Raw genomic sequence first — 24951 nt, 5'->3', positions numbered from 1 at the left:
ACCGTGATGGATACTGTAAAGCGGCAATTCCGTATTGGGATGATGCTTTTGTATAACGGTTGTTACTATAAAGTTTGGTATATTGCTGACTATATGTCTTAGATTGAGAATTTGGATATCCCTTGGGCACGATTATGGGCGTCAGAGCACAACAAAAAGAGCGGACTCGTCGTTCCCTTATCGAAGCGGCGTTCAGTCAGCTCAGTGCAGAGCGGAGTTTTGCCAGCCTCAGTTTGCGAGAAGTTTCTCGTGAAGCTGGTATTGCGCCGACTTCTTTTTACCGGCATTTCCGTGATGTTGACGAGCTGGGCCTCACAATGGTCGATGAAAGCGGCTTGATGTTGCGTCAGCTCATGCGACAAGCACGTCAGCGGATTGCCAAAGGCGGCAGTGTTATCCGCACGTCAGTTTCTACATTTATGGAATTTATCGGCAATAACCCTAACGCCTTCCGCTTATTGTTACGGGAGCGTTCAGGGACCTCTGCCGCTTTCCGTGCCGCGGTTGCACGTGAAATTCAGCATTTTATCGCCGAGTTGGCTGATTATCTGGAGCTGGAAAACCACATGCCGCGTAGCTTCACCGAAGCTCAAGCTGAGGCCATGGTCACAATAGTCTTCAGTGCGGGTGCAGAAGTGCTAGACGTGGATATTGAACAACGGCGACAGTTAGAAGAGCGCTTGGTCTTACAACTGCGGATGATCTCCAAAGGTGCTTATTATTGGTATCGTCGCGAGCAGGAGAAACTCGCAGTACCCCGTACTTAATAAGAAAAGGAAAATGATGGAACACGCTAATTCTGAAAAGCACTCTTCATCTGAAGAACACGCTTATCCTGAAAAACAGCCTCGCCGCGAAATGGGCACTCTACTGCTGGCGTTGACGACGGGGTTGGCAATAAATGGTTCATTCAATGCATTATTTAGTGCGTTTGTGCCTTTTTCAATTTTTCCGCTAATTACATTAATATTGGCGGTTTATTGCTTACATCAGCGTTATCTCCATTTTGCGATGCCGCAAGGATTACCACTGTTAGTTTCGGCTTGCTTCCTATTGGGGATTTTATTGTATAGCGCCATTGTACGGGTCGAGCATCCGGCGATTGGCTCTAATTTTCTCCCCTCTATTCTTAGTGTGGCCTTGGTATTTTGGATTTTGTTCAGGCTAAAAGCACGGAAATCGGCACAGGCAGACTCGGAAATCGGGTCGGATAATACGGAAAACCATTCACCGCAGTAATCGCGTATGGCCTATGAGGCGTAACGAGTCAATGTGCCGTTGGGAGTCCAACGGCATCTATTCATCAGTGTAGATAGCTTAGCGGCAGCTAGTCGCGCTTTTCTAGCAAGACCCCGCACTCCATATGATGGGTATAGGGGAACTGATCGAACAGTGCTAAGCGGCTGATTTTATGAGTGTGCTGTAACTGTTCAAGGTTGGCACACAGTGTCTCGGGGTTGCAAGAAATATACAGGATACGCGGATAAGCTTGCACCAACTTGACGGTTTCATCATCCAACCCACTACGCGGCGGATCGACAAAAATGGTTTCGCAGTTATAGCCGCTCAAATCAATGCCCTTCAGGCGATTAAACTCACGAACACCTTGCATTGCTTGGGTGAATTCTTCCGCGGACATGCGGATTATCTGCACGTTATCAATGTGATTAGCCGCGATATTATACTGAGCCGCTGCTACTGAGGGTTTGGCTATCTCAGTCGCCAGCACCCGATCAAAATTACGCGCCAGTGCCAACGAGAAGTTGCCATTACCGCAGTACAACTCCAGTAAATCCCCACTGGCATGCTGAGTGACATCAAGCGCCCATTCCAACATATGAATATTCACCGCGGCATTTGGCTGCGTGAAGCTATTTTCGACCTGACGATAGATCATCTCGCGGCCAGCGACCGGCAACACTTCGTCGATATAGTCGTGGTCCAACATGATTTTGGTTTTCGATGCTCGCCCAATCAACTGCAGGTCAAAGCCTTGTTCGCGAAGCTGATCACGTAACGCCAATGCCTTTTGTTGCCATTCTTCATCTAACTGACGGTGATACAGCAAAGAGGCGATCAGTTTCCCGCTTAGGGTAGATAAGTAATCAATCTGGAACAATTTACGGCGCAAAACAGGTTCGGCTCTGATAGCCGTCATCAAGGCGCTCATCAGACGATTGATGAGCAAGCTGGCTACAGGGAATTGCTCGACCCGAATGCGCTGCTTGGTCTGTTGGTCAAACATGATGTGGTACAAATCGTCTTCATCGTGCCAAACGCGAAACTCTGCCCGCATGCGGTAATGTTCAGCAGGCGAACGGAATATCTCGGGAGCGGGTGCCTGAAACGGCAACATCATTGCCTGAAGACGGGCGGATTTCTCTGCCAATTGGTGATCATAGCCGTCAGTCGGCAGGATGTTGTGAGTCATGTTTCTTCTCGTTTGAGCATAATAAAGAGTGTTATTCCTGCGGATTGTAGGGAAAGTGGCCCTGATGTCCAGTTTTGTTCTATTTATTCATCATGAGAATAATGGAAGTCTAGACATCCATTTTACTTAATCGTAACATTGCGGTCCGGCCTCATGCTGTACTTAAACACCTAAGAGTTAAAAGGGAATCCGGTGTAAATCCGGAGCTGACGCGCAGCGGTAAGGGGAAGTCACGGCGATAGGTTTCAACCAGACACTGTCCGCAAGGACGGGAAGTCATCGCCCGCTCTTTTTTTAGAGATCCCAAGCCCGAAGACCTGCCGGTATAACGTCGCAATATTCGTGGTCGTCGCGTACTACCGGCCATGGCTCTGCGGCATCCGCCAATTGAGTTTGGATGCTTTATGATAATTAAAAAATATACGCTGTTCACAGCCCTCTCTGTGACGGCATTTTCTGGCTGGGCGCAGAACAACACCACGACGAGTAATAATGACGAAATGGTGGTGACAGCCAGCCGTTTCAAACAGCCTGTTTCCACCGTATTAGCACCCACTGATGTAGTGACCCGAGATGATATTGATCGCTGGCAGGCCAAAAGCCTCAATGAAGTGATGCGCCGTTTACCGGGTGTCGATATCGCTCAGACTGGCGGGATGGGGCAAGGCTCTTCCGTTTATATTCGCGGCACTGAGGCACGGCATGTTTTGGTGCTGGTTGATGGTATCCCCTTGGCACGTACCGGTATCGTCAACACTGCTAGCTTTAATCAGATACCCATCTCCTTGGTACAGCGAGTTGAGTATATTCGTGGGCCGCGCTCTGCCGTATATGGCTCGGGGGCGATTGGTGGCGTCATCAATGTGATCACGCAATCTGATAAAGAAGGCGTGCAGATAAATGCAGGTGTCGGTTCCAAAGGCTATCAGCAATATGATGGCAGCGTGCGCCACCGCTTTGGCGATACATTAGCGACGATTGCAGGTGGGTATCAAACCACCAATGGCTTTAATATCAAGCCAGACTCTAATTATTCGGTAGACAGTGACCGAGACGGTTTTCGTAATAAAAATTTCTGGGCAGGATTGGATCATCAGTTCAACCAAGAGTTCTCTGGGTTTGTCCGAGGTTATGGCTACACCAATAGCACCGATTACGACGTCGGCAGTACCCCTTATCTGCCAGAATACAGTGGTGATAAAGAGCGTTTGTATAACCACACTTATGATGCTGGCTTGCGTTATGCTTCAGGCGCTTACTCTTCTCAGTTCATTGCGAGTTACCAAAAATATAAAGATTACAATTACAGCAGCCAATTAGGCCGCTATGGGGTCGCCACCACGCTCGATGATATGGATCAGCGTAATCTGCAATGGGGCAACACTTATAGCTTTGAAAATGCGACGCTAAGCGCAGGGCTTGATTGGCAGCAGCAACGTTTGGCTTCATCCAACACTACTATTTCTGATACCTACAAGCGTGATAACACCGGTTTATATCTGACTGGGCAGCAGAAGTTCGATAGCGTCACACTTGAAGCCTCTGGCCGTGCAGATAAAGATGAGCAGTTTGGTTGGCATGAGACATGGCAAACAGCCGCTGGCTGGGAATTCGTTCCTGATTATCGTTTGACGTTATCTTACGGTACCGGCTTCTTGGCACCATCCTTGGGTCAACAGTACGGCGCGCAGCGCTTCAGCCCACGGATTGAACCCAACAGTAACCTTAAACCGGAAGAGTCTCGCCAATGGGAAGCGGGATTAGAAGGGGTGACGGGGCCGGTTGACTGGCGCTTATCGGCTTATCACAACAAAATTGAAAATCTGATCGATTACTACTCTGACCCGTTGACCTACATTGGGCAATATTACAATGTTAACTCTGCGACCATAAAAGGTGTGGAATGGACCGGAAATCTTGATACCGGTATCTTCACTCATCAGGTCACATTGCAATATATTGATCCGCGCAACGATGAAAATAACGAAGTGTTAGCCCGTCGTTCTAAGCATCAGGCCAAGTATCAGTTAGATTGGACCATGTTCAACTTAGACATGGACGTTTCTTATCAGTACTTCGGCAAACGCTATGACAATAACACCTCTGCGTACAGCACAACGCAGCGTGAATTGCCGAGTTATAGCACAGTAGACGTTTCTGCATCGTATCCCGTTACTTCTCATCTAACAGTTCGTGGTAGAATTGCTAACCTGTTTGATAAAGAATATGAAACGGCTTATGGCTATAGAACTGCTGGACGAGAGTATTACCTCACAGGAAGCTACAACTTCTAAGGCTAATACCGCTCTTCGCCCGACGGCACTGATTTTTGACTCAGGTGTTGGCGGGCTCTCTGTCTATCAAGAGATTCGGCAGCTATTGCCGGATCTCCACTATATATATGCTTTCGATAACGTTGCTTTCCCTTATGGGGAGAAATCCGGTGAGTTCATCGTTGAACGCGTATTAGAGATTGTCACCGCAGTACAACAGCGTCACCCTCTGGCGATTGTGGTCATTGCTTGTAACACTGCCAGCACCGTCTCCCTTCCTGCTTTACGCGAGCGCTTCGCATTCCCAGTCGTTGGCGTGGTTCCTGCTATCAAACCTGCCGTGCGGCTCACCCGTAATGGTATCGTCGGTTTATTGGCGACGCGTGGCACCGTTCATGCTTCTTACACCTTAGATCTCATTTCACGTTTTGCGACAGACTGCAAAATCGAGCTATTAGGGTCATCTGAGCTGGTGGAGCTGGCAGAAACCAAACTGCATGGTGGTGTGGTACCTGCGGAAGCATTAAAGAAAATCCTTCATCCATGGTTGGCGATGCGTGAACCGCCAGACACCATTGTATTGGGATGTACCCATTTCCCTTTATTAGCGGAAGAGTTAGCGCAAGTGCTGCCAGAAGGTACTCGGATGGTTGATTCCGGTGCCGCAATCGCTCGGCGTACCGCTTGGTTGATCTCTTCTCAGGAAAATGTGGCTTCTTCACAGGATGAAAACATTGCGTATTGTATGGCGTTGAATACGGATACTGACGCTTTATTGCCCGTTTTGCAGGGTTATGGCTTCCCAACGCTGCAAAAACTGCCAATTTAACGGCGTTTTGACTAAAGAAACAGCGGTTGAAAAGTTTTTTGAAATTAGGGGTTGCAGCCTGTCAGGAACTCCCTATAATGCGCCTCCACTGACTGGGAACAACGAAATAGACTTCGCCGGGTTAGGAAGAGAAAAGAATCAGTTTGAGTTCGAAAGAAAGCAAATAAAACCTTGACTCTTCAGCGGGAAAGCGTATTATCTGCCTCCCGCGTTACCGTCAGATTAACCGCAAGGTTAACAGGTAACGAACGCTCTTTAACAATTTATCAGACAATCTGTGTGGGCACTCGCAAGACGATATCGAAGCCTGTTTCGACAGGCAGAAGCAATATCAAAGTCTTGAAGAGTGACCAAAGCAGTAAACATTTGAACCTCGGTTCGAATGCATATTTGCAGAAAGTAATCTTTGAGCATCGCTACTTCGGTAGCAAATCAAACAAATCTTAAATTGAAGAGTTTGATCATGGCTCAGATTGAACGCTGGCGGCAGGCCTAACACATGCAAGTCGAGCGGCAGCGGAAAGTAGCTTGCTACTTTGCCGGCGAGCGGCGGACGGGTGAGTAATGTCTGGGGATCTGCCTGATGGAGGGGGATAACTACTGGAAACGGTAGCTAATACCGCATGACCTCGAAAGAGCAAAGTGGGGGACCTTCGGGCCTCACGCCATCGGATGAACCCAGATGGGATTAGCTAGTAGGTGAGGTAATGGCTCACCTAGGCGACGATCCCTAGCTGGTCTGAGAGGATGACCAGCCACACTGGAACTGAGACACGGTCCAGACTCCTACGGGAGGCAGCAGTGGGGAATATTGCACAATGGGCGCAAGCCTGATGCAGCCATGCCGCGTGTGTGAAGAAGGCCTTCGGGTTGTAAAGCACTTTCAGCGAGGAGGAAGGCATTGTGGTTAATAACCGCAGTGATTGACGTTACTCGCAGAAGAAGCACCGGCTAACTCCGTGCCAGCAGCCGCGGTAATACGGAGGGTGCAAGCGTTAATCGGAATTACTGGGCGTAAAGCGCACGCAGGCGGTTTGTTAAGTCAGATGTGAAATCCCCGCGCTTAACGTGGGAACTGCATTTGAAACTGGCAAGCTAGAGTCTTGTAGAGGGGGGTAGAATTCCAGGTGTAGCGGTGAAATGCGTAGAGATCTGGAGGAATACCGGTGGCGAAGGCGGCCCCCTGGACAAAGACTGACGCTCAGGTGCGAAAGCGTGGGGAGCAAACAGGATTAGATACCCTGGTAGTCCACGCTGTAAACGATGTCGACTTGGAGGTTGTGCCCTTGAGGCGTGGCTTCCGGAGCTAACGCGTTAAGTCGACCGCCTGGGGAGTACGGCCGCAAGGTTAAAACTCAAATGAATTGACGGGGGCCCGCACAAGCGGTGGAGCATGTGGTTTAATTCGATGCAACGCGAAGAACCTTACCTACTCTTGACATCCACAGAACTTAGCAGAGATGCTTCGGTGCCTTCGGGAACTGTGAGACAGGTGCTGCATGGCTGTCGTCAGCTCGTGTTGTGAAATGTTGGGTTAAGTCCCGCAACGAGCGCAACCCTTATCCTTTGTTGCCAGCACGTAATGGTGGGAACTCAAGGGAGACTGCCGGTGACAAACCGGAGGAAGGTGGGGATGACGTCAAGTCATCATGGCCCTTACGAGTAGGGCTACACACGTGCTACAATGGCAGATACAAAGTGAAGCGAACTCGCGAGAGCAAGCGGACCACATAAAGTCTGTCGTAGTCCGGATTGGAGTCTGCAACTCGACTCCATGAAGTCGGAATCGCTAGTAATCGTAGATCAGAATGCTACGGTGAATACGTTCCCGGGCCTTGTACACACCGCCCGTCACACCATGGGAGTGGGTTGCAAAAGAAGTAGGTAGCTTAACCTTCGGGAGGGCGCTTACCACTTTGTGATTCATGACTGGGGTGAAGTCGTAACAAGGTAACCGTAGGGGAACCTGCGGTTGGATCACCTCCTTACCTCACGATACGCATTGCGTAGTGTCCACACAGATTGTCTGATAGAAAGTAACGAGCAAATAAGGCCGGACTGAGAAATTAGTCGGGCTTTAGTACCTTGTTGGGTCTGTAGCTCAGGTGGTTAGAGCGCACCCCTGATAAGGGTGAGGTCGGTGGTTCAAGTCCACTCAGACCCACCAACTCACCATTCCCTGTTGAGTTGCAGCAATAAGGTGATTTGCTTTTTATATGGGGCTATAGCTCAGCTGGGAGAGCGCCTGCCTTGCACGCAGGAGGTCAGCGGTTCGATCCCGCTTAGCTCCACCATATAAAAAACTATTTCAAAACGTACTGCGGTCGCAAGGCCTCAGTGTGTTGTGAAATATTGCTCTTTAACAATCTGGAACAAGCTGAAAATTGAAACCATACAGCTGAACGTTATCTCACCGTAGAAGTATCGGGATAATCAGTAACCTGTATGAGAGTCTCTCAATAATCACAGCATGAAGGTCTTTATCTTCACGATAAAACATCTTTGGGTTGTGAGGTTAAGCGACTAAGCGTACACGGTGGATGCCTAGGCAGTCAGAGGCGATGAAGGGCGTGCTAATCTGCGAAAAGCGTCGGTAAGCTGATATGAAGCGTAATAACCGACGATACCCGAATGGGGAAACCCAGTGCAATTCGTTGCACTATCGTTAGATGAATACATAGTCTAACGAGGCGAACCGGGGGAACTGAAACATCTAAGTACCCCGAGGAAAAGAAATCAACCGAGATTCCCCCAGTAGCGGCGAGCGAACGGGGAGGAGCCCAGAGTCTGAATCAAGTGGTGTGTTAGTGGAAGCGTCTGGAAAGTCGCACGGTACAGGGTGATAGTCCCGTACACCAAAACACACTGCTTGTGAACTCGATGAGTAGGGCGGGACACGTGACATCCTGTCTGAATATGGGGGGACCATCCTCCAAGGCTAAATACTCCTGACTGACCGATAGTGAACCAGTACCGTGAGGGAAAGGCGAAAAGAACCCCGGCGAGGGGAGTGAAATAGAACCTGAAACCGTGTACGTACAAGCAGTGGGAGCACCTTCGTGGTGTGACTGCGTACCTTTTGTATAATGGGTCAGCGACTTATATTTTGTAGCAAGGTTAACCGAATAGGGGAGCCGTAGGGAAACCGAGTCTTAACTGGGCGTCTAGTTGCAAGGTATAGACCCGAAACCCGGTGATCTAGCCATGGGCAGGTTGAAGGTTGGGTAACACTAACTGGAGGACCGAACCGACTAATGTTGAAAAATTAGCGGATGACTTGTGGCTGGGGGTGAAAGGCCAATCAAACCGGGAGATAGCTGGTTCTCCCCGAAAGCTATTTAGGTAGCGCCTCGTGAACTCATCTTCGGGGGTAGAGCACTGTTTCGGCTAGGGGGCCATCCCGGCTTACCAAACCGATGCAAACTCCGAATACCGAAGAATGTTATCACGGGAGACACACGGCGGGTGCTAACGTCCGTCGTGAAGAGGGAAACAACCCAGACCGCCAGCTAAGGTCCCAAAGTCATGGTTAAGTGGGAAACGATGTGGGAAGGCATAGACAGCCAGGATGTTGGCTTAGAAGCAGCCATCATTTAAAGAAAGCGTAATAGCTCACTGGTCGAGTCGGCCTGCGCGGAAGATGTAACGGGGCTAAACCATGCACCGAAGCTGCGGCAGCGACGCTTAGGCGTTGTTGGGTAGGGGAGCGTTCTGTAAGCCGTTGAAGGTGGTCTGTGAGGGCTGCTGGAGGTATCAGAAGTGCGAATGCTGACATAAGTAACGATAATGCGGGTGAAAAACCCGCACGCCGGAAGACCAAGGGTTCCTGTCCAACGTTAATCGGGGCAGGGTGAGTCGACCCCTAAGGCGAGGCTGAAAAGCGTAGTCGATGGGAAACAGGTTAATATTCCTGTACTTGGTGTTACTGCGAAGGGGGGACGGAGAAGGCTAGGCTAGCCGGGCGACGGTTGTCCCGGTTTAAGCATGTAGGCGGAGTGACTTGGTAAATCCGGTTGCTTATCAACGCTGAGGTGTGATGACGATGCACTACGGTGCAGAAGTAGTTGATGCCATGCTTCCAGGAAAAGCCTCTAAGCATCAGGTAACACGAAATCGTACCCCAAACCGACACAGGTGGTCAGGTAGAGAATACTCAGGCGCTTGAGAGAACTCGGGTGAAGGAACTAGGCAAAATGGTGCCGTAACTTCGGGAGAAGGCACGCTGGCGCTAGGTGAAGAGACTTGCTCTCGGAGCTGAAGCCAGTCGCAGATACCAGCTGGCTGCAACTGTTTAATAAAAACACAGCACTGTGCAAACACGAAAGTGGACGTATACGGTGTGACGCCTGCCCGGTGCTGGAAGGTTAATTGATGGGGTCAGCCGCAAGGCGAAGCTCTTGATCGAAGCCCCAGTAAACGGCGGCCGTAACTATAACGGTCCTAAGGTAGCGAAATTCCTTGTCGGGTAAGTTCCGACCTGCACGAATGGCGTAATGATGGCCAGGCTGTCTCCACCCGAGACTCAGTGAAATTGAACTCGCTGTGAAGATGCAGTGTACCCGCGGCAAGACGGAAAGACCCCGTGAACCTTTACTATAGCTTGACACTGAACATTGAGCCTTGATGTGTAGGATAGGTGGGAGGCATCGAAGTGTGGACGCCAGTCTGCATGGAGCCAACCTTGAAATACCACCCTTTAATGTTTGATGTTCTAACTCGGCCCCATAATCTGGGGTGAGGACAGTGTCTGGTGGGTAGTTTGACTGGGGCGGTCTCCTCCCAAAGAGTAACGGAGGAGCACGAAGGTTAGCTAATCACGGTCGGACATCGTGAGGTTAGTGCAAAGGCATAAGCTAGCTTGACTGCGAGAGTGACGGCTCGAGCAGGTACGAAAGTAGGTCTTAGTGATCCGGTGGTTCTGAATGGAAGGGCCATCGCTCAACGGATAAAAGGTACTCCGGGGATAACAGGCTGATACCGCCCAAGAGTTCATATCGACGGCGGTGTTTGGCACCTCGATGTCGGCTCATCACATCCTGGGGCTGAAGTAGGTCCCAAGGGTATGGCTGTTCGCCATTTAAAGTGGTACGCGAGCTGGGTTTAGAACGTCGTGAGACAGTTCGGTCCCTATCTGCCGTGGGCGTTGGAAGATTGAGAGGGGCTGCTCCTAGTACGAGAGGACCGGAGTGGACGAATCACTGGTGTTCGGGTTGTCATGCCAATGGCATTGCCCGGTAGCTAAATTCGGAAGAGATAACCGCTGAAAGCATCTAAGCGGGAAACTTGCCTCGAGATGAGTCTTCCCTGGGGCTTTAAGCCCCCTGAAGGAACGTTAAAGACGATGACGTTGATAGGCTGGGTGTGTAAGTGCAGCGATGCATTGAGCTAACCAGTACTAATGATCCGTGAGGCTTAACCTTACAACACCAAAGGTGTTTTGGTGGTATTGAGAGATTTTCAGCGAAGTTCCGAGATTGGGTTGACTGGCTGCGCGAAGAGACGTGTAGTGGGTTGATTGAGACAGAATTTGCCTGGCGGCCATAGCGCGGTGGTCCCACCTGATCCCATGCCGAACTCAGAAGTGAAACGCCGTAGCGCCGATGGTAGTGTGGGGTCTCCCCATGCGAGAGTAGGACACTGCCAGGCATCAAACACGAGTTATCAGAGTGACATCTGGTAACTGACAAAATCGTCAGAGACGGTTTTGCACAGCGAGGAGCGCTGGCCCTGTAAAGGGTAAGTATCAGGAAGATACACGTAACAGAATCGGTGGAGCGGTAGTTCAGTTGGTTAGAATACCTGCCTGTCACGCAGGGGGTCGCGGGTTCGAGCCCCGTCCGTTCCGCCACCCTATTTAGGGGCGTAGTTCAATTGGTAGAGCACCGGTCTCCAAAACCGGGTGTTGGGAGTTCGAGTCTCTCCGCCCCTGCCAGATAAATAAATAACCCTTCGTGAAAGCGAAGGGTTTTTTTATGTTTAAAAAATCTGTGCCATATCCGCTTTTATTTCTGTGCAGTATCAGTTTGTGCTGTTAGCTACATTCTGAGCGTGTTTAATCCCCCACCTCCTTGCTGTAATGATTTCTACTCCTCTATTTTGGGTTTATCTCCGCATTGACTCGGTGACTTGAACAAGTATCCCATGCCTGAACAGATATCCTTATTTACTGTGTTTCATTTTAAAAATTCAAACAAAGCTAAAAGGTAACGTTCCCAATGCATACCTATTTAGCTGAATTTATGTACAAAATGATTGTTATTCTGTGGTGTGACACTGCTCATTATTACTTTTACAAAATGTACTAAAACTAATTAACATTTCAGCTATCAGGAAGCTCACCTTAAAAAACATAATGTGTTTTTCGACCGACATTATCTGCAAATTGGCCGAAGTTCAGGGCTGTTAATGACCTGAATGATTATCTTAACTGTTCTTTGGAATAGTAGTGAATCAACGGCCCGACGATGGCAAGTGAGGAGATAAATATGTACAGGCGTTTACTGTTAGCAGCAGCTGTAACAGCAGCAATGTGTAGTGCAGTTCAGGCGGCTCCGTTAGTCGTGGGCTTCTCTCAAATTGGTTCAGAATCGGGTTGGCGCTCGGCGGAAACAAAAGTTTCTAAGCAAGAGGCGGAAAAACGCGGGATAACATTAAAAATCGCGGATGCTCAACAAAAACAAGAAAACCAAATAAAAGCAGTGAGATCGTTTATCGCTCAAGGCGTTGATGCCATTTTTATCGCACCTGTGGTTGCAACAGGCTGGACACCAGTTTTACAGGAAGCAAAAGAAGCTAAAATCCCCGTATTCTTGCTCGACCGTATGATCGAAGTGAATGATCCTTCGTTATATACCGCAGCGGTTGCCTCAGACAGCGTCTATGAAGGCAAAGTCGCAGGCGAGTGGCTTCTGAAAGACGTGGCAGGTAAGCCTTGTAATGTCGTTGAACTGCAAGGCACAGTGGGTTCTAGCGTGGCGATTAACCGTAAGAAGGGTTTTGCTGATGGAATAGCCTCAGCTCCTAACGTGAAAATTATCCGCTCTCAATCAGGTGACTTCACCCGTAGTAAAGGCAAAGAAGTCATGGAGAGCTTCATTAAGGCTGAGCAAAACGGCAAAAATATTTGCGCCGTGTATGCACATAACGATGATATGGCGATTGGTGCCATTCAAGCCATTAAAGAGGCCGGCCTGAAACCAGGTTCAGAAATCAAAATCGTCTCTATCGACGGTGTTCCTGATATCTTCAAGGCAATGAGTAGCGGTGAAGCAAACGCGACAGTTGAGTTAACACCAAATATGGCAGGCCCTGCTTTCGATGCATTAATTGCGCTGAAGAAAGACGGTACTCAGCCACCTAAATTTATCCAAACAGAGTCCCGCCTGTTACTGCCAGATACAGCCAAACAGGAATATGAGTCTAAGAAAAGCCTAGGTTATTGATTCAAATGGCGGGGCTTGCCCCGCCTCCTTTCGTCACCTGTATTTAGGCAATATCTGAGTCGTTTTTGAACGTGGGTACATCTGATGGAAACACTGCTAGAAGTCCGTGGTTTGTCAGTTGAATTTCCAGGTGTTAAGGCATTGGATTCTGTTGACTTTTCTCTGCGTCGTGGTGAAGTGGTTGCGTTGTTAGGGGAGAATGGGGCCGGGAAATCAACGTTAATCAAAGCATTAACTGGGGTCTATAAACGCAGCGCCGGTGAAGTTTATTTGGATGGCAAAGCCATTTGCCCCGTTGATACCGCTGATGCTCAGAGAATGGGGATTGGTACGGTATACCAAGAGGTAAATTTACTGCCTAACATATCGGTTGCAGCCAATCTTTTTATTGGTCGCGAACCTTTGCGTTGGGGATTCATTGATCATCGGACGATGAATGAGCAGGCGGCGAAGCTGCTGACAGGCTATGGCTTAACGTTGGATGTACAGCAGCCACTAGCGAATTTCTCTATTGCGATACAGCAAATTGTCGCGATTGCCCGAGCGGTTGACCTATCAGCAAAAGTCCTGATTCTGGATGAGCCAACGGCCAGTCTAGATGCCAAAGAAGTCAGCATGTTACTGGATATTTTACGCCAATTACGCGATCAAGGTATTGGCATGATATTCGTGACCCATTTCCTCGATCAGGTCTATCGGATCAGTGATCGCATAACTGTTTTTCGCAATGGTAAGCTCGTTGGCACGAAAACAACGCCAGAACTCCCTCGTATTGAATTGGTCCAGATGATGTTGGGCCATAGCTTCGATGAGCAATTACTGAAACGGGGCGAACATAATATTGCGGCCGGCAATCCATTGGTTGAGTTTAAAAATTATGGTCGTCGTGGTGTAGTAGAGAGTTTTGATTTATCTGTTTCGCCCGGTGAAATCGTTGGGCTAGCAGGGTTATTAGGCTCTGGACGCACTGAGACAGCACAGCTCATTTTTGGTGTCACCACACCTGATACTGGCGAAGCCAAAATACAGGGTAAACCCGTCAAAATCAGAACACCGCGCAAGGCATCAAAATTCGGATTTGGCTATTGCCCCGAAGATCGCAAGACGGACGGCATTGTCGGTGCGGCAACAGTACGAGAAAATATTATTTTGGCCTTACAGGCTCAACGCGGCTGGCTACGGCCCCTTTCAATGCGTGAGCAAACTCAAATCGCTGAGGAATTTATCCAGCAACTTGGTATTCGTACACCCAGCCCCGAGCAGCAAATTCAGTATCTCTCCGGTGGAAACCAGCAAAAAGTGTTACTAGCCCGCTGGCTAGCCACAAAACCACGATTCTTAATTTTAGATGAGCCAACACGTGGAATTGATGTGGGGGCACACGCTGAAATTATTCGGTTGATAGAGAAACTCTGTGACGAAGGGTTGGCACTGTTAATCATCTCATCTGAATTAGAAGAATTGGCGGGTTATGCCGATCGCGTCATTGTCCTACGTGACCGTCGACATATTGCACAACTCGAACATGGTGAGATTTCTGTCCCTGCGATTATGCAGGCGATTGCGGTGTAATAAGGAGTACCTCATGGTGAATAGGAGCCTATCGATGCCGCAACGACCGCGTAAAGTTAAATGGGTCTTACCGAAAGGTGCCACTCAGTTTGGTGCTCTGGCGGTTATTTTATTAATCGATAGTTTGGTTGCCCCGCACTTTTTCTCGATCCATATTCAGGATGGACGGCTGTTCGGCAGCATTATTGATATCTTAAACCGAGGTGCACCAGTCGCTTTACTGGCATTGGGGATGACATTAGTTATCGCGACAGGCGGTATTGATTTATCTGTTGGCGCGGTAATGGCAATCGCAGGCGCGACAGCGGCGACATTGACGAGCGCAGGGCAACCATTACCAACCGTGTTGGCCGCTGCCATCGCTGTTGGCGCGTTATGTGGGTTATGGAACGGGTTCTTAGTGGCGGTGTTTCAAATCCAACCGATTGTTGCCACGTTGATGCTCATGGTGGCAGGGCGGGGGATTGCCCAGCTCATTACAGAAGGACAAATTGTCACATTTGATAGCGGTGGTCTGGCTGAATTAGGCAGTAGTACCTTGATGTACTTGCCAATGTCCGTGGTTATCGCGTTTAGCATGCTGATTATTGTGTGGCTATTGACCCGCAAAACAGCACTGGGGCTATTTATTGAGTCTGTCGGCATTAACCTTCGTTCAGCGCGTAATGCGGGAGTCAGTACTCGGTTGGTGCTCATTGCGGTGTATGTGATTTGTGGTATCTGCGCCGCAGTCGCCGGAATTATTGTGACCGCCGATATTCGTGGTGCAGATGCCAATAATGCAGGTTTATGGCTGGAGTTAGACGCGATTCTGGCGGTTGTTATTGGTGGTGCATCTTTAATGGGGGGGCGTTTTAACCTTCTGCTCTCGGTGATTGGCGCTTTGATTATTCAGGGGATGAACACTGGGATTTTACTCTCAGGTTATCAACCCGAATTTAACCTCGTCCTTAAAGCTATCGTGGTATTAGCCGTCTTGGTGGTGCAGTCACCGATGATCTCATTTAGCCATATCTTCCGGAGGCGAAAATAATGTTAAAGCGCAATATTCCTTTGCTGATTACTATCGCCGTTTTTATTCTGGGATATGCATTTTGTCTTAGCCAATTCCCCAGTTTTTCATCCACCCGAGTCTGGTGCGATTTACTCACTGATAATGCCTTTCTGGGGATTGTCGCGGTAGGGATGACTTTCGTTATTTTATCCGGCGGTATCGATTTATCTGTCGGCTCAGTGATTGCGTTCACAGGTGTATTGCTGGCGAAATTGATCGGCACATATGGCATTCATCCCGCATATGCCTTTGTGATTGTGTTGTTTATGGGAGCGATGTTTGGGGGATTGATGGGTTGGATTATTGATTACCTAAAACTCCCTGCGTTTATTATCACCTTAGCTGGGATGTTCTTCGTGCGGGGCATGAGTTTTATCGTATCCGAAGAGTCTATTCCTATTGACCACCCGCTTTACGGTACATTAGCGAATTTTGCTTGGAAGATCCCAGGTGGAGGGCGATTCACCTTACTGGCCTTCATCATGTTAATGGTGGTGGTATTTGGCGTTCTGCTGGCTCACCGAACACGTTTTGGCCATAACGTCTATGCGATTGGGGGTAACAGTGTTTCCGCTGCGTTGATGGGAGTTCCAGTTAGAAAAACCACCATCAAAATCTATATGTTATCGAGTACTCTCGCTGCCTTATCAGGCATTGTATTCTCGCTCTATACCTCTGCAGGGTATGCATTGGCAGCCAGCGGTGTTGAGTTAGATGCGATTGCGGCTGTTGTTATCGGTGGAACATTACTCACTGGCGGCGTCGGAACTGTCTTTGGGACTCTGTTTGGCGTACTCATTCAGGGCTTGATACAGAGCTATATCACCTTTGACGGCACACTCAGTTCATGGTGGACCAAGATTGTCATCGGCATTTTGCTATTTAGCTTTATTGCGATTCAGAAGTTGATGAGCGCGTTTTATTTAAACCGCCGAGCACGTCCTCAGTCACCGCCGCTTAATCCTGTGTAGTGCTTTGTGTTGCGTTATTTATAGGGGTTTTTAATAGCTGTCGAATCAATGGTTGTTGATCACTGTTTTGCAACCAAACGGCATACAGTGGCCGCACAATGACGGGGATATCAGCGTTAGCAATGAGCTGAGGATATTCTTTTTGCCAATGTTCAGGCAAGAATGCACAACCACTGGTCGTTTCTAATAGTTGCCGAGTGAGATGAGCCGAGGTGGTTATCAATACCGGTATCTGCTCACTGTCGAGTATCCGACTCTCTTGCTGATGGAAATCAGCCCCCCATTCAAGTTTTATATAAGGCGCCTCATTTGCATTTTCATGCTCATTTTGGGTGTCAGTATCTTGTAGTAAATCAACGGGTGTTGCCGAAAAAAGTCGCAATGAAAAATGCCCTAATAATTGACTCGCTAACTCATCCATCTTCGGTGGTTCGGTCGTCATCAACAAATCCAATTGCCGTTCGTGTAATTGTTTTACCAACGATTGCCGTAGAGCAATACGCGCTTCAAGGTGCAATGAGCCTCGCTGATTGTATAGCTGTTGCAACCATGGGGTAAGATAAGCTTCCCAGAGTGAGGCGGTGGCACCGATGGATAACTCGGTATGTTGCGGCGAGTGAGCAACCTCTTTTTTAGCCAATTGCCAAGTACTCATCAGTGTTTCGGCATAGGGAACTAATCGTTCACCTGCCGGAGTCAGACGAATATTATTGCGGTGGCGCGTGAATAAATTTGCACCTAATTGATTTTCCAATTGGCGAATACGAAAACTCACCGCCGACTGTGTTAAGTACAAAGATTCTGCTGCGCGACCAAAGTGGCGAGTTCTACTGACCTCCAAAAAGGTTTTCAGTAATTCAGTATCCACACCTATCTCCAATTATTTTTGTCGTTAAGATTTAAATGTTTTGTTTTACACGATGTCAAGCGTATCTAATACTCCGCGCCATAAACAGCACGACCATAAAAGAATTAGGAGCGTGTCAGATGGCGGAAAGCTTCATCACGACCAATCGTTTTTTTGATAATAAACATTATCCTCGCGGGTTCTCGCGTCACGGCGATTTCACCATTAAAGAGGCGCAATTGCTAGAGCGCCATGGTTACGCCTTCAACGAACTCGACTTGGGTAAACGCCAGCCTGCAACGGAAGAAGAACAGCTGTTTGTCGCTGTCTGTCGCGGTGAGCGTGAACCCGTCAGTGCAGAGGAAAAAGTCTGGTCAAAATATGTGACTCGGACTCGTCGTCCTAAACGTTTCCACACGCTATCAGGCGGTAAGCCGCAGATGGATGCGGTGGAGGATTATACTGATAGCGATGATTAGCTGCGTTCACTTACCCGAATCACTGACTTGGGTATGAGTATAGCGACTGAAAAATGGGGGGCTTTTGCTCCCTTTTTCATTTTTAGTCCTTTGTCACATCAAACTCTTATGCAACTGCAACAGTAGCCGGTCCATACAACGATAGCTTAGTGCTTCAGAAAGATGATGCTTTTGGATGTTATCTTCCTGAGTAAGATCAGCAATCGTTCGGGCCACCTTCAAAATAGAGTGCCAAGCACGCACTGATAACCCCAATGTCAGCAAAACTTGTTCAAGAAAAATAGCGTTTTCAGGTGCTAAACAACAATATTCGGCAACTTCTTGGCTACTCAACTGAGTATTAATCTTTCCGGCTCTTTCAAGCTGCTTTTGCCTTGCCTGCAATACTCGCATCCTAACCGTTTCGCTCGTTTCCCCTTGATTCTTTTGTGCGCCAAGCATCCCTGAGGGAAGCAATGGAACTTCTATCGATAAATCAAACCGATCCAGAAACGGACCAGACAGCTTTGCCAGATAACGCAGAACTTGCTGGGGCGATGTCCGGTTATGAATGCCCTGATAGTGACCACTGGGGCTGGGGTTCATCGCGGCGATGAGTTGTACTTTTGCTGGGAAGCAAACTTTGGCTGCCGCACGGGAAATGACAATTTCACCTGACTCCAAAGGCTCACGGAGTGAGTCTAATACACGGCGCTCAAACTCCGGCAATTCATCCAGAAACAAAACCCCATTATGGGCCAGCGATATTTCACCGGGGCGGGGGATGGAACCTCCACCGATGAGTGCGGCCATCGAGGCACTATGATGAGGGGCTCGAAAAGCACGGCAACGCCATTGCGCCGGAAGTTCGTTGGTGTGCATTAGGCCATTGATAGCGGCAGCTTCCAATGCTTCTTGATCCGTCAGGGGCGGCAGAAGCCCCGTTAACCGGTTTGCCAGCATGGTTTTACCTGTCCCCGGCGGCCCGAGCAGTAATAAGTTATGGCCTCCGGCTGCGGCAATTTCTAACGCACGTTTAGCCTGTGATTGGCCGATGATATCTTGCAGATCAAGATTGTTATCCCAAGAGGGGGATGATGCTAAATATTGGCCCTGAGCAAGCGTATTCTCGCCTTGCAAAAAACCGCACACAGCCAATAAATGGTCAGCAACCCAACTGTTACTTTGCGGGATCAAACCCACTTCATGGCTGTTGGCTGTCGGAAGAATTAATTGCCGTTGATCATCACGACTGGCGAGTGCTGCCGGAATTGCGCCGCTAACACGCCTTAGCGCACCTGAAAGGGCGAGTTCACCCAAGAACTCATAGTGCGTTAGTTTATCCGCAGGAATCTGTTCTGATGCGGCCAGTATCGCTAATGCGATAGGGAGATCATAACGCCCACCTTCTTTCGGTAAATCTGCCGGTGCCAGACTGACGGTAATCCGTTTAGCGGGAAAGGTGAAGCCGCTATTGATCAATGCGCTCCGAACCCTATCACGTGCCTCTTTTACCGTTGTTTCGGGTAAGCCGACCAAGACGAGAGCGGGCAACCCATTGCTGATATGGACTTCTACCGTCACATTGGGTGCTTGAATCCCCAGTGTGGCCCGAGTGTGAATAGTTGCCAGTGACATCATGCATTCCTTTGCTGTCGATACCGCAGCCGAGATAGTGCCTCAGTATTTTTTTCTGCGTGCGGAAAAAGTTTGGGATTGCGAAACCTCCCGAGAAGTTTCGTTGTAACGGAGAGTGTAGAATTTAGAATTGCGGCCAATCACGCAAAAAAAGACCAGTCTACTGATGTGGCTTTTACTGATTGATAAATAAAATATTTGTGGCGTTTCATGTGTGTGCTCACAGAATAATAAATTAAATAAATATTGTCAGACGACCAATAACTGTGATAACTCTGTAGGTATTCGTTCGACACAAGACAGATGAACAACCTAATTATGAAAGCAATTGTCCAAGTGATTAACCTAGTCCTAATTAGCGTGGTGGTGATTATTATCCCACCGTGCGGGGCTGCACTTGGACGAAGAAAGGCATAAAAATCAAGCCTTAATCTCAAGAGAACCCCCGCACCGAAAGGTCCGGGGGTTTTTTTATTGTTACGTTAAAGACGCGAGGAACATAAAATGCACAACAGAATAAAATCCTGTGCCTCCCGCAAAAGGTCGGGGAAATAACTATGAATGGTGCTCAGTGGGTGGTTCAAGCGTTGCGTGCGCAGGGTGTTGATAAGGTATTCGGCTACCCAGGTGGTGCGATAATGCCCGTGTACGACGCTTTGTATGATGGTGGTGTCGAGCATTTGCTCTGCCGCCATGAACAGGGTGCTGCAATTGCCGCGATAGGTTATGCACGTGCAACCGGTAAAGTCGGTGTGTGCATTGCCACTTCAGGCCCTGGAGCCACGAATCTGATCACCGGTTTGGCGGATGCCTTGCTGGACTCTGTTCCTGTTATTGCCATCACCGGTCAGGTGGGTTCTGCTCTGATTGGCACCGATGCTTTTCAGGAGATAGACGTACTAGGCTTGTCACTGGCCTGCACCAAACACAGTTTCCTCGTTGAGTCTCTGGAGGCGCTGCCGGGTATCATGGCTGAAGCATTTGCCATCGCGACCAGCGGCCGTCCGGGGCCAGTTTTAATTGATATTCCTAAAGACATTCAGTTAGCTGTGGGTGAGCTGACCCCGCATCTGATGCCGGTTGAAGAATACCTTGTTGATTCTGCCGCTGAGTTACAGCAAGCATGGGATATGCTGGCGACGGCTAAAAAACCTATGTTGTACGTCGGTGGTGGTGTGGGCATGGCACAGGCCGTACCTGTATTGCGTGATTTTATTGAGACGACGGATATCCCTACGGTTGCCACCCTGAAAGGTTTGGGCGCGCCTGATGCTGAGCACCCCTGCTATCTTGGGATGTTGGGGATGCACGGCACCAAAGCGGCGAACTTTGCCGTCCAAGATTGTGACTTGTTGATTGCGGTTGGCGCGCGTTTTGATGACCGCGTAACCGGCAAGCTGAACACCTTCGCCCCAAAAGCAAAAGTTATCCATATGGATATTGACCCAGCCGAATTAGGCAAACTGCGTCAGGCACACGTGGCATTACAGGGCGATTTGAAAGTGTTACTGCCCGCGCTGCAACAACCACTGAGTATTCAACCGTGGCGCGATGAAGTTATGGCGTTAAAAAAGCAGCATAGCTGGCGTTACGATCACCCTGGGCAAGCGATTTATGCCCCGTTGTTACTGAAGCAAATTTCTGAGCGCAAAGCCCCACAAACCGTGGTGACAACAGATGTCGGTCAGCACCAGATGTGGACAGCGCAGCATATGAGCTTTACCCGCCCTGAGAATTTCATCACCTCCAGTGGTTTGGGTACGATGGGCTTTGGTGTGCCCGCAGCGGTAGGTGCACAAATGGCCCGTCCCGATGATATGGTTATCTGTGTCTCAGGCGATGGCTCGTTTATGATGAATGTTCAGGAATTGGGCACGATAAAACGAAAACAGTTGCCGCTGAAAATCGTGTTGTTAGATAACCAGCGATTAGGGATGGTTCGACAGTGGCAGCAGCTGTTTTTTGATGGACGTTATAGCGAAACAAACCTTTCTGATAACCCCGATTTCATCACTCTGGCCAGTGCTTTTAATATCCCCGGCCAACGTATCACCCGCAAAGACCAAGTCGACGCCGCCCTGGATGCGCTGTTTAACAGCGAAGGCCCTTATCTGCTCCAGGTTTCCATCGACGAACTCGAAAACGTTTGGCCGTTAGTGCCGCCAGGCGCAGGTAATGAAACCATGCTGGAGAAAATCTCATGATACAACATCAACTCTCTATCCAAGCCCGCTTCCGCCCTGAAATGTTAGAGCGCGTATTGCGGGTTGTGCGGCACCGCGGCTTTCAGGTTTGTGCTATGAATATGTCGCCAACGAATAATGATGAGAATATTAATATTGAATTGACCGTTGCCAGCCAACGGCCTGTCGATTTACTGTCTTCTCAGCTGAGTAAGCTTATGGATGTCGCCTGCGTCGAAATCCTACAACCCAATTCATTACAGATACGCGCCTGATGCGCGACAAGGAAAGAAAAGAATGACGAAGAAAGCTGATTACATTTGGTTTAACGGTGAGATGGTTCCGTGGGCAGAGGCGAAAGTTCACGTGATGTCTCACGCGTTACACTATGGCACGTCAGTCTTCGAAGGTGTTCGTTGCTACGATTCCCATAAAGGGCCCGTTGTTTTCCGTCACCGCGAACACATGCAACGCTTACATGATTCAGCCAAAATTTACCGCATGCCTGTCTCTCAGTCGGTTGATGAGCTGATGGAAGCTTGCCGCGAGACACTGCGTAAAAATAATTTGACCAGCGCCTATATCCGCCCATTAGTGTTTATCGGTGATGTAGGGATGGGCGTCAATCCGCCAGACGGCTATAAGACCGATGTCATTATTGCGGCATTCCCGTGGGGAGCTTATCTGGGGCCAGAAGCGCTGGAGCAAGGCATTGACGCCATGGTGTCCTCATGGAACCGTGTCGCACCTAACACGATCCCAACGGCCGCGAAAGCCGGTGGTAACTACCTTTCTTCCTTGCTGGTGGGCAGTGAAGCACGTCGTCATGGCTATCAGGAAGGGATTGCGCTGGATATCCACGGCTTCCTATCTGAAGGTGCCGGTGAGAACCTGTTTGAAGTTAAAGATGGCATCTTGTTTACGCCGCCGTTTACCTCTTCTGCCCTGCCGGGGATTACCCGCGACGCCATCATCAAATTGGCGAAAGATATGGGGCTGGAAGTGCGTGAGCAAGTGTTATCACGTGAATCTCTCTACTTGGCGGATGAAGTCTTCATGTCCGGTACTGCGGCTGAAATTACACCCGTGCGCAGCGTAGATGGTATTCAGGTGGGTATCGGTAAACGTGGCCCAATTACCGGCAAGATTCAACAGGCGTTCTTTGGCTTGTTCACTGGTGAGACTGAAGACAAATGGGGTTGGTTGGATCAAGTCTACCCCGACTCATCAGCGAAGTAATTGCTAGCAGACATCGCAAGTGGTTCGTTCGCCACTTGCGACACAGGTTATTCGCAACATGACAGACTATTTGCATCACAATCAATTATTTGTAACACAACCCATTATTTGCAACACCGAATTGATGTGCAAAATAAAAAAAGCGGAGTAAAGAGACAATGCCAAAGTACCGTTCCCATACCACCACCCATGGCCGCAATATGGCGGGCGCCCGCGCACTGTGGCGCGCTACCGGTATGACCGATGATGACTTCGGCAAACCGATTATTGCAGTGGTTAACTCATTTACCCAGTTTGTCCCGGGCCACGTTCATTTGCGTGACTTAGGCAAGTTGGTCGCGGAGCAAATTGAAGCTTCTGGTGGCGTGGCGAAAGAGTTCAACACCATAGCGGTGGATGATGGGATCGCGATGGGCCACGGCGGCATGCTCTACTCCCTGCCTTCGCGTGAATTGATCGCCGATTCCGTTGAGTACATGGTGAACGCCCACTGTGCGGATGCCATGGTGTGTATCTCTAACTGCGACAAAATCACCCCAGGGATGCTGATGGCCTCTCTGCGACTGAATATCCCCGTGATCTTTGTGTCCGGCGGCCCAATGGAAGCAGGCAAAACCAAGCTGTCGGATAAAATCATTAAGTTGGATCTGGTGGATGCCATGATTCAGGGGGCGAACCCTAATGTCAGTGATGCCGACAGTGAGCAAATCGAGCGCTCAGCCTGTCCAACCTGCGGCTCTTGCTCAGGGATGTTTACCGCGAACTCCATGAACTGCCTAAATGAAGCGCTGGGCTTGGCCTTGCCGGGTAACGGTTCACTACTGGCGACTCATGCTGACCGTAAGCAGCTGTTCATCAATGCCGGTCAGCATATTGTTGCGCTGACCAAACGTTATTACGAGCAAGATGATATCACTGCCTTGCCGCGCAGCATCGCCAATAAAGCGGCATTCGAAAACGCCATGACGCTGGATATCGCGATGGGCGGCTCAACCAACACCGTGTTGCACTTACTGGCCGCGGCGCAGGAAGGCGATGTTGATTTCGATATTAGCGATATTGACCGCTTATCCCGCCAAGTCCCGCATTTGTGTAAAGTCGCGCCGAGCACACAGAAATACCATATGGAAGACGTACACCGTGCGGGTGGGGTGATGGGGATTTTAGGCGAGCTTGATCGTGCAAACCTGCTGAATCGAGAAGTGAAAAACGTTTTAGGGCTGACGTTGACCCAAACGTTGGACACCTATGATGTGATGCTGACCAAAGACGAAGGCGTGAAGCAGATGTACGCCGCAGGTCCCGCGGGTATCCGCACCACGAAAGCGTTCTCGCAAGATTGCCGTTTCCCATCACTGGACACTGATCGTGAAGACGGCTGTATTCGTACCCGTGAACATGCCTACAGCCAAGATGGCGGCTTAGCCGTGTTGTACGGCAATATTGCCGAAAATGGCAGTATCGTTAAAACCGCGGGTGTGGATAAAGAGAGTTTGATCTTCCGCGGCCCAGCTAAAGTGTACGAGAGCCAAGATGCGGCGGTAGAAGCGATTCTTGGTGGCAAAGTCGTGGCCGGTGATGTGGTCGTTATCCGCTACGAAGGGCCAAAAGGTGGGCCGGGGATGCAGGAAATGCTCTATCCAACCACTTATCTGAAATCCATGGGGTTAGGCAAGAGCTGCGCATTATTGACGGACGGTCGCTTCTCTGGCGGCACATCAGGGTTGTCTATCGGTCACGTTTCGCCAGAAGCGGCCAGTGGCGGCTTGATTGGCTTGGTGCAGGATGGCGACTTTATCAATATTGATATTCCGAGCCGTGGCATCGTATTGGATGTGAGTGAGTCTGAGCTGGCTGCTCGTCGTGAAACTGAAGAGGCCCGTGGCGCTGCTGCATGGTCACCGAAAGCCCGCGAACGTCAGGTTTCTTATGCACTGCGCGCTTATGCCTTATTGGCGACCAGCGCGGACAAAGGTGCTGTGCGCGACAAAAGTAAGCTGGGAGGCTAATCCCC

17 protein-coding genes, 4 tRNA genes, 3 rRNA genes and 1 riboswitch are annotated in these 24951 nt (G+C 49.5%); of the genes, 21 read left to right on the top strand and 3 right to left on the bottom strand.

What is annotated here, in order from left to right; genetic code table 11:
• Positions 1-134: 134 nt before the first annotated feature.
• Entirely contained in the window at positions 135-767 is a 633-nt protein-coding gene (fabR, locus tag DA391_RS22210) for an HTH-type transcriptional repressor FabR (protein ID WP_019212998.1), read from the top strand.
• 13 nt (positions 768-780) lie between these two features.
• Positions 781-1239: a YijD family membrane protein gene (locus tag DA391_RS22205; RefSeq protein ID WP_072187278.1), complete on the top strand. Its 459-nt coding sequence runs from the start codon at positions 781-783 to the stop codon at positions 1237-1239.
• An 88-nt stretch (positions 1240-1327) separates the two neighbouring features.
• On the opposite strand, the gene trmA is transcribed toward DA391_RS22205, so the two are convergent.
• On the bottom strand, positions 1328-2431 hold the full coding sequence (trmA, locus tag DA391_RS22200; RefSeq protein ID WP_050082822.1) for a tRNA (uridine(54)-C5)-methyltransferase TrmA: 1104 nt from the start codon (positions 2429-2431) through the stop codon (positions 1328-1330).
• Positions 2432-2560: 129 nt separating this feature from the next.
• Positions 2561-2770, top strand: a riboswitch (cobalamin riboswitch).
• A gap of 65 nt (positions 2771-2835) precedes the next feature.
• Here trmA and btuB point away from each other — a divergent pair.
• The 13 genes from btuB to yjfF all read left to right on the top strand — a co-directional run bounded on the left by btuB (position 2836) and on the right by yjfF (position 16572).
• Positions 2836-4725: a TonB-dependent vitamin B12 receptor BtuB gene (btuB, locus tag DA391_RS22195; RefSeq protein ID WP_057651008.1), complete on the top strand. Its 1890-nt coding sequence runs from the start codon at positions 2836-2838 to the stop codon at positions 4723-4725.
• Complete coding sequence (gene murI, locus DA391_RS22190) at positions 4670-5533, top strand: glutamate racemase (RefSeq protein ID WP_049608544.1); 864 nt, start codon at positions 4670-4672, stop codon at positions 5531-5533. The genes btuB and murI overlap by 56 nt, the downstream gene beginning before the upstream one ends.
• A gap of 445 nt (positions 5534-5978) precedes the next feature.
• Positions 5979-7521, top strand: a 16S ribosomal RNA gene (locus DA391_RS22180).
• 102 nt (positions 7522-7623) lie between these two features.
• Positions 7624-7700 (top strand) — tRNA-Ile (locus DA391_RS22175).
• A gap of 51 nt (positions 7701-7751) precedes the next feature.
• A tRNA-Ala gene (locus tag DA391_RS22170) sits at positions 7752-7827 on the top strand.
• A gap of 219 nt (positions 7828-8046) precedes the next feature.
• Positions 8047-10953, top strand: a 23S ribosomal RNA gene (locus DA391_RS22165).
• Between the two features lie 110 nt (positions 10954-11063).
• A 5S ribosomal RNA gene (gene rrf, locus DA391_RS22160) occupies positions 11064-11179 on the top strand.
• The 16S, 23S and 5S rRNA genes sit together here with 4 tRNA genes alongside, the layout of an rRNA operon.
• Before the next feature lie 125 nt (positions 11180-11304).
• Positions 11305-11381 (top strand) — tRNA-Asp (locus DA391_RS22155).
• Between the two features lie 8 nt (positions 11382-11389).
• A tRNA-Trp gene (locus DA391_RS22150) sits at positions 11390-11465 on the top strand.
• Positions 11466-12018: 553 nt separating this feature from the next.
• Complete coding sequence (gene ytfQ, locus DA391_RS22145; protein WP_050874508.1) at positions 12019-12975, top strand: galactofuranose ABC transporter, galactofuranose-binding protein YtfQ; 957 nt, start codon at positions 12019-12021, stop codon at positions 12973-12975.
• 84 nt (positions 12976-13059) lie between these two features.
• Positions 13060-14547, top strand: coding sequence for a galactofuranose ABC transporter, ATP-binding protein YtfR (gene ytfR, locus DA391_RS22140; protein WP_050083576.1), 1488 nt, complete (start codon positions 13060-13062; stop codon positions 14545-14547).
• 34 nt (positions 14548-14581) lie between these two features.
• Positions 14582-15580 carry a galactofuranose ABC transporter, ATP-binding protein YtfT gene (gene ytfT, locus DA391_RS22135; RefSeq protein ID WP_019213115.1) on the top strand — a complete coding sequence of 333 codons (999 nt, stop codon included), beginning with the start codon at positions 14582-14584 and terminating at the stop codon, positions 15578-15580.
• The gene (gene yjfF, locus DA391_RS22130; protein ID WP_108088210.1) at positions 15580-16572 is read left to right on the top strand and encodes a galactofuranose ABC transporter, permease protein YjfF; all 993 of its coding nucleotides are present in this window, start codon (positions 15580-15582) and stop codon (positions 16570-16572) included. The genes ytfT and yjfF overlap by 1 nt, the downstream gene beginning before the upstream one ends.
• Here yjfF and hdfR read toward each other — a convergent pair.
• Complete coding sequence (hdfR, locus tag DA391_RS22125; RefSeq protein ID WP_108088209.1) at positions 16559-17440, bottom strand: HTH-type transcriptional regulator HdfR; 882 nt, start codon at positions 17438-17440, stop codon at positions 16559-16561. The genes yjfF and hdfR overlap by 14 nt on opposite strands.
• Positions 17441-17559: 119 nt before the next feature.
• Between hdfR and DA391_RS22120 the strand changes: the two genes are divergently transcribed.
• Positions 17560-17898 carry a DUF413 domain-containing protein gene (locus DA391_RS22120; protein ID WP_019213118.1) on the top strand — a complete coding sequence of 113 codons (339 nt, stop codon included), beginning with the start codon at positions 17560-17562 and terminating at the stop codon, positions 17896-17898.
• A 93-nt stretch (positions 17899-17991) separates the two neighbouring features.
• Here the strand turns inward: DA391_RS22120 and DA391_RS22115 are convergent, their stop codons facing one another.
• Positions 17992-19515, bottom strand: a complete 1524-nt coding sequence (locus tag DA391_RS22115) for a YifB family Mg chelatase-like AAA ATPase (RefSeq protein ID WP_050083580.1) — start codon at positions 19513-19515, stop codon at positions 17992-17994.
• A gap of 318 nt (positions 19516-19833) precedes the next feature.
• On the opposite strand from DA391_RS22115, the gene ilvL reads away from it, so the two are divergent.
• The 5 genes from ilvL to ilvD all read left to right on the top strand — a co-directional run bounded on the left by ilvL (position 19834) and on the right by ilvD (position 24946).
• On the top strand, positions 19834-19932 hold the full coding sequence (gene ilvL, locus DA391_RS22110; protein ID WP_071822504.1) for an ilv operon leader peptide: 99 nt from the start codon (positions 19834-19836) through the stop codon (positions 19930-19932).
• A gap of 140 nt (positions 19933-20072) precedes the next feature.
• A complete protein-coding gene (ilvG, locus tag DA391_RS22105) occupies positions 20073-21719 on the top strand; it encodes an acetolactate synthase 2 catalytic subunit (protein WP_050083582.1) in 1647 nt (548 codons plus the stop codon).
• Positions 21716-21973, top strand: a complete 258-nt coding sequence (gene ilvM, locus DA391_RS22100; protein ID WP_050083584.1) for an acetolactate synthase 2 small subunit — start codon at positions 21716-21718, stop codon at positions 21971-21973. Before ilvG ends, ilvM begins: the two co-directional genes overlap by 4 nt.
• Before the next feature lie 22 nt (positions 21974-21995).
• Complete coding sequence (locus DA391_RS22095; RefSeq protein WP_050083586.1) at positions 21996-22937, top strand: branched-chain amino acid transaminase; 942 nt, start codon at positions 21996-21998, stop codon at positions 22935-22937.
• A gap of 158 nt (positions 22938-23095) precedes the next feature.
• A complete protein-coding gene (gene ilvD / locus DA391_RS22090; protein ID WP_050083587.1) occupies positions 23096-24946 on the top strand; it encodes a dihydroxy-acid dehydratase in 1851 nt (616 codons plus the stop codon).
• Positions 24947-24951: the final 5 nt, after the last annotated feature.

The organism is Yersinia massiliensis (genome assembly GCF_003048255.1).
Lineage (GTDB): Bacteria > Pseudomonadota > Gammaproteobacteria > Enterobacterales > Enterobacteriaceae > Yersinia > Yersinia massiliensis_A.
The sequence above is the reverse complement of the archived record's forward strand: the minus strand, read 5'-3'. Positions and strand labels throughout refer to the sequence as shown.